This is a genomic window from Persicitalea sp. (assembly GCF_041751555.1).
In the GTDB taxonomy this organism is placed as follows: domain Bacteria; phylum Bacteroidota; class Bacteroidia; order Cytophagales; family Spirosomataceae; genus Persicitalea.
Genome location: NZ_JBGSXF010000541.1, coordinates 1 through 5,908, shown reverse-complemented (window position 1 = coordinate 5,908; position 5,908 = coordinate 1). Strand labels below are relative to the sequence as shown.

Sequence of the window (5,908 nt, the reverse complement as noted above, 5' to 3'; positions counted from 1 at the left end):
AGACCAACGGCACACCGATTCACGCCATGTCGCCGCTGTGCAAGCTGCTATGGTTGCGGGAGAACGAACCGAAATTATTCAAAAAAGCGGCCCGCTTCGTCGGGATCAAGGCAGACGTGTTTTTTAAATTGGCCGGGGAATACCTGGTCGACTACTCCATTGCCTCGGCCACGGGGCTTTTTAATATCGAGAAGTTCGCTTGGGACGAGTACACCCTGAACTACCTCGGCCTCGCCGCCGACCGTTTTTCCGAACCCGTCTCGCCCTACCATATGGTAAACTTACCGGAGGACAATTCCCTCGGACTACCCGCCGGGACACCCTTGGTATTGGGAGCGAGCGATGGCTGTCTGGCCAATCTGGGCAGCGGGGCCATCGTGCCTGGAACGATGGCCGTGACCATCGGCACGAGCGGGGCCGTGCGCATCAGCTCGCCGAAGCCCTTTGCCGACGAAGAAATGCGGACGTTCTGCTATATTCTAGACAAAGAGACATACGTCATCGGCGGGGCGACCAACAATGGCGCGGTAGTATTCGAGTGGCTGAAAGACCATTTCTTCGACGAAATCTCTTACGATGATCTCTTCAAAGACGCCGCTGACATTTCGCTGGGCTGCGACGGGTTGCTTTGCTTGCCCTACCTGCTGGGCGAGCGTGCGCCGCTGTGGAACTCCGAAGTACGCGGCGGCTTTGTCGGGCTGAGTACTCGCCACACGCCGATGCACTTTGTGCGGGCGGTTATGGAAGGTACTTTGCTGAATCTGTTCAGTATTGGCAAAGTACTCCTGGAAACTCAGAAGGTCAAAGCCATCTACGCCAACGGCGGCTTTGCCAAGAGCAAAGTCTGGGTGCAAATGTTGGCGGATATTTTTGGCATCAACGTCAACCTCAACGATACAGTGGAGACGGGGTCGGTCGGTGCGGCCTTGATGGGGTTGAAGGCTATTGGACACATCGAGAAGTACGAAGATGCCGGGCAGTTCACCCAGATTGGGCACATTTTTAAGCCGAATGCAGCCAATCGGAAAAAGTACGCGGAGTTGTTCGGGGAGTTTGAGACTTGGGCGGGGATTTTTAATAAGAAGGCGAAGGAGGGATCAACCTCATCGGCAAAGATGTAGTACTGACCCATATTTCGGAACCATAAAGAAAAAGATTATTTTTGACAAATGCCCAAAACGAATCACTCATGCCAAAGATTTTTGAATATTTCGGCCTCGTCTTTTTCGTATATACCGAAGACCACCTTCCTATTCACGTTCACGTGAAGTACGCCGAATATGAAAATAAATTTGAACTGCTGTACGACTTGGGGGCGTTGGAAATCAAGGGTCGTAGGGTAAGAAGCAAAAAGTCTCTGCCTTCGACCCAAAGAAAGGAGGCTGAGCAATTCATCCGCGCCTTCGATAAAAGCATCGTGGAAAAATGGAACCGGATCATGGTTTACCATCTTCCGGTGGACTTCGAGAAAATTACCAAGAAACTAAAATGAAATCAGCAAAGACATGTCGTGTTACCCAGGCGAAGTACCTCTCGGGCTATACCCTACAAGTGTATTTCGACGACGGAACCGTGCGAGAGGTGGATTTTTCGGCCCCTTTCTCCCGGCTCAAAGGCTATTATGCCCAGTACCAGAATCTTGAAAAGTTTAAATCGTTCAGGGTTGAGAACGATACACTAACGTGGGGTGAGAACTGGGATGTGATCTTCCCGGCCTGGAAATTGTACGACAATAACTTTGCCTGAACTCTCTCCTACATCGGACTCACCCGGAACACAGTACCTGTATTCTCTGCCACTACGTAAATGTTCCCATCTGCTCCTTCGCGGATAGTGCGGACGCGACCGATGCCTTCGAGAATTTTTTCCTGCTTGGTGATTTGGTCGCCCTTTACGGTGCAGTGCATCACGTAGTTGAATTTCAACGAGCCAACCAGCAGATCACCGTTCCAATCTTTGAACTTAGGGCTGGTGACGAAAGTCATGCCGCAGGGCGCGATGGACGGACGCCAGTAAATGATGGGCTGCTCCATGCCCGCGCGGGCGGTGTCTTCCGAGATAATGCTGTCGTCGTAATCGATGCCGAAAGTGATGGCGGGCCAGCCGTAGTTGGCACCCTTTTTCACGATGTTCACCTCGTCGCCGCCCTGTGGGCCGTGCTCGTGTTCCCAGATTTTACCGGAGTTGGGATCGAGCGCCAGGCCCTGCGGGTTACGGTGACCATAGGAATAAATTTCTCCCAGGCCCTTTTTGCTGCCCACGAAGGGGTTGTCCTTTGGTACGCGGCCGTCGTCGTAAAGCCGCACGACGGTTCCCAGGTGATTGGTTGGTTGCTGGGCTTCCGGCTTTTGACCGCGCTCACCAAGGGTTAAGTACAAGTAGCCTTCCCTGTCGAAAGCCACGCGCCCGCCGAAGTGGGGATTGGACTTCACGTTGGGCGTTGCTTTGAAAATGACCTTTTTATCTACCAATTTATGGTTTTTCAGCTTCGCCCGCATCAGCGCGGTGTTAGCTCCGTCAGCGTCACCTGCTTCTCCGGGCGCGGCAGGGGAAGCGTAGGTCAGGTAAATCCAACCGTTTTTTGCGTAGTCGGGGTGCAGCACTACGTCCAGCAAGCCACCCTGTCCTTTGGCGAGCACCTCGGGGACGTCCTCAATAGGCTTAGGGTCGAGCTTGCCATTGTGAACCAGTCGCAGTGTCCCGCCGCGCTCGGTCACGAGCATATCGCCGTCGGGCAGAATAGCCAGCGCCCAGGGTGTTTTCAAACCCGTGACGACCGTGTCCATTTTGAGGGCCAGCGGCTGGCCGGGGCCTTGGGGAGCCACCACCGGGCCGGGGGTAGTCAGACCGACAGCGGCCAGCGCGGCTACGCCGATGACAACTGCGGAGAAAGATTTTTTTGAAAAAGATAAAAGCTTATTTGGATGCATTAGATAATGTTTTAGATGATTCGGGAGCGAAATTCCAACAAATATAGGGAAATTGCCGGTGCTATGAGCAAACGCCTCCTCCGCCTCTTTCCACCCTTTACCCAAGATTCCCTGGCTCTAATTCTGGCGCGGGACATCAACGCAGTCCGACGCGATGGGCGCACCCTTTTCGGAAGTTTGGAATCGTTCGATGGTGATTCTCTGCTGCTTCGCGACCTGCGAAGCCATCCGCATCGGATTTTATTCACTAACATTGCCGAGATCATCTACGACCAAAAAGCGGAAACTATTCCAAAAATAGGCGAGGTTCGGTGAATTTTCTGATCCTCAATTCGTGTTGGTTCGATGCGCGGCCCGCTATCCTTTCAGATAATTTGTTGTTAACTTGGCCGCCCCAACGTCAGCAAGTACCATTCTATGCTCGTCAATCTTCTCATAAAAAATTACGCGTTGATCGAACATCTCGAATTAGCGCCTGATAATCAGTTAAATATAATTACGGGTGAAACCGGAGCGGGTAAATCCATCATGCTCGGGGCCATCGGCTTGTTACTGGGAAACCGAGCCGATAGCAAGTCGCTTTACGATCCGGCAAAAAAGTGCATAATCGAGGGTACTTATGACGTGTCGGGCTACGCGCTCGAACACGTCTTTGAGGAAGAAGAACTTGATTTTGCAAAGCACTGTATAGTGCGCCGCGAAATCAGCCCAAGCGGCAAGTCGCGGGCTTTCGTCAACGATACGCCCGTCAATCTGGACACGCTGCGGCGCGTAACGAACGAGCTGATGGACATCCATTCCCAGCACGACTCCATCATGTTGGGCAACAACGAATTTCAGCTGCAGGTCGTGGATGTCTACGCCCAGACCGACAAGTACCTGAAAAAGTACCGTAAGGATTTTCGGCTTTACCGCGAAGCCCGTGAAGCCTACGATACCCTTAAAAAATTGGCAGATCGTTTGCGGAAGGAATTCGACTACAACAATTTCCTGTATCTGGAATTGGTCGAGGCTGATTTGCAGCCCGACGAGCAGGAAGAGTTGGAAAACGAGCTCAGCATTCTGGAAAATGCCGTCGAAATCAAAGAAAAACTGCAACTGGTTTATGACTACCTCGACAATCCCGAGCAGTCGGTACTGGATTTGCTCAAAGGGGCGGTTGGGACGCTGACGCAGGTCAGTCGGCTCGTCAACTACTACGCCACCTTGCGCGACCGCGCCCAAAGTACGCTCATTGAGTTGCGTGACCTGGCCGACGAGGTTAGTAACGCCGGCAACATGGTCGAGGTGGATGACGACCGCAGTACCATTGTCCGCGAACGGCTGGATTTGATTTATCAACTCTTGAAAAAGCATCAGTCGAAAGACATAGCCGAACTGCTCGTCTTTCAGGCCGATCTGGAAAGCAAGGTGAGCCAGGTATTGAGTATGGACGACGACCTGGAAAAAGCACTCGAGAAATCTGAAAGCGCTCGGGAACGCATGACGCAGAGTGCCTCCAAACTATCCAGTGCGCGTAAGGCTGTTTGCAAGAGTATAGAGAAAAACATCTGTGAGGGCCTGATCGAACTCGGGATGCCAAACGCCTCGTTGACGCTCGAAATGACCGAAGTGCCGCCCACCGCTGACGGCATCGACTTCATTTCCTTTTTGTTCAGCGCCAACAAGGGAATAAAGTCGCAGGAACTGCGCAATGTGGCATCGGGAGGCGAATTCTCGCGGCTGATGATGGTAATCAAGTACATTTTGGCCGACAAACGCAGACTGCCAACAATCGTGTTCGACGAAATCGACACGGGCGTATCGGGTGAAATTGCCATAAAAATGGGCAACATGATGCGGCAGATGGCTCAGAACCACCAGATTATTGCCATTACGCATCTGCATCAAATTGCGGCGCAGGGTTCGGCGCATTATTTTGTTTACAAAGATCACTCATCGGCCAAAACCGTCAGCCGTATCCGTAAGTTAGGGTTTGAGGAGAGGGTAGGGGAGATCGCCCAGATGATCGGCGGCAGCAAACCATCGGAGACGGTAGTGAACAACGCCCGCGAAATCCTGACCCACACTACGGCGCAGATGAATGAGAAGACGCAGACGAAGCTTTTTTAGTTGACACCGGGTCGCCGTCGCGATTGACAGTTGACAGTTGACACCGGGTCGCCCCGTGGCGGTCGCCGTCGCGATTGACAGTTGACAGTGAAATAATCAATGTACCCTTTAAAACCAGAAAAATGAGATTTGGAATAGGACTGATGATGCTGACCCACTTTGCTCTTGCTGCCTGCAATCAAAACGGTGATCGGGTAAAGGAATTGGAAGATGAGGTGATGGCCATTCACGATGAGGTGATGCCGAAGCAGGGTGAGATCATGTCGTTGAAAAAACAACTTTCTACTAAGTTGGTTGAACTCGATAGCCTCCAGCAGGAAGGTGTGAGTAGTACAACCTTCGCCGAACAGCGTCTCAGAGCCCTCGAACTCAGCCAAAGTCTAGCTACGGCGGATAGCCTCATGATGGAATGGATGTACGCCTACCGTGGCGATTCTGCCAAGGCACTTCCGGCGGGTGATGCACTGGTTTATTTTCGGTTGGAAAAAGACAAAATCTCTGACGTGCAGAAAAGAACCAACGAAAGTCTGGAAGCTGCCCGAGAGTTTTTGAAATAGTTTATTAAAAATAAAGTGAAGCCGACAGGTGATGAAAAGTAAATCTCTATATAAAATAATACTTCCGCTGACTTTGGTCGCCGGTATTTTTGCCTGTAACGATGCCTCCAGGCGACTACCGATTCTGGGCGAGCGCGACGCGGTGACCAAAGAAGTGGATGGAAGAATGGTCACGGACACAGTTTACAATACCATTCCCGATTTTGCCTTTGTCAACCAGAAAGGTGATACCGTAACGCAAAAAGATGTGGCGGGGAAAATTTACGTGACGGACTTTTTCTTTACCTCGTGTCCTACCATTTGCCCCGT

At 51.8% G+C, this 5,908-nt stretch carries 8 protein-coding genes; 7 read left to right on the top strand and 1 reads right to left on the bottom strand.

Annotated features, from left to right (window positions below):
• The 3 genes from ACEW8P_RS19485 to ACEW8P_RS19475 all read left to right on the top strand — a co-directional run.
• Positions 1-1,121, top strand: a 1,121-nt coding sequence (locus ACEW8P_RS19485; protein WP_373514749.1) for a gluconokinase, incomplete at its 5' end; no start/stop codon positions are given.
• A gap of 68 nt (positions 1,122-1,189) precedes the next feature.
• On the top strand, positions 1,190-1,492 hold the full coding sequence (locus ACEW8P_RS19480; protein WP_373514748.1) for a DUF4160 domain-containing protein: 303 nt from the start codon (positions 1,190-1,192) through the stop codon (positions 1,490-1,492).
• The gene (locus ACEW8P_RS19475) at positions 1,489-1,746 is read left to right on the top strand and encodes a DUF2442 domain-containing protein (RefSeq protein WP_373514747.1); all 258 of its coding nucleotides are present in this window, start codon (positions 1,489-1,491) and stop codon (positions 1,744-1,746) included. Before ACEW8P_RS19480 ends, ACEW8P_RS19475 begins: the two co-directional genes overlap by 4 nt.
• Before the next feature lie 8 nt (positions 1,747-1,754).
• Here ACEW8P_RS19475 and ACEW8P_RS19470 read toward each other — a convergent pair whose 3' ends face one another.
• Complete coding sequence (locus ACEW8P_RS19470) at positions 1,755-2,930, bottom strand: PQQ-dependent sugar dehydrogenase (RefSeq protein WP_373514746.1); 1,176 nt, start codon at positions 2,928-2,930, stop codon at positions 1,755-1,757.
• 63 nt (positions 2,931-2,993) lie between these two features.
• Here ACEW8P_RS19470 and ACEW8P_RS19465 point away from each other — a divergent pair, with 63 nt between their 5' ends.
• The 4 genes from ACEW8P_RS19465 to ACEW8P_RS19450 all read left to right on the top strand — a co-directional run.
• Positions 2,994-3,245 carry a hypothetical protein gene (locus ACEW8P_RS19465; RefSeq protein WP_373514745.1) on the top strand — a complete coding sequence of 84 codons (252 nt, stop codon included), beginning with the start codon at positions 2,994-2,996 and terminating at the stop codon, positions 3,243-3,245.
• A 102-nt stretch (positions 3,246-3,347) separates the two neighbouring features.
• A complete protein-coding gene (gene recN / locus ACEW8P_RS19460) occupies positions 3,348-5,042 on the top strand; it encodes a DNA repair protein RecN (RefSeq protein ID WP_373514744.1) in 1,695 nt (564 codons plus the stop codon).
• 122 nt (positions 5,043-5,164) lie between these two features.
• A complete protein-coding gene (locus tag ACEW8P_RS19455) occupies positions 5,165-5,599 on the top strand; it encodes a viral A-type inclusion protein (RefSeq protein WP_373514743.1) in 435 nt (144 codons plus the stop codon).
• Positions 5,600-5,630: 31 nt separating this feature from the next.
• On the top strand, positions 5,631-5,908 hold a 278-nt coding region (locus ACEW8P_RS19450; RefSeq protein WP_373514742.1), incomplete at its 3' end, for an SCO family protein.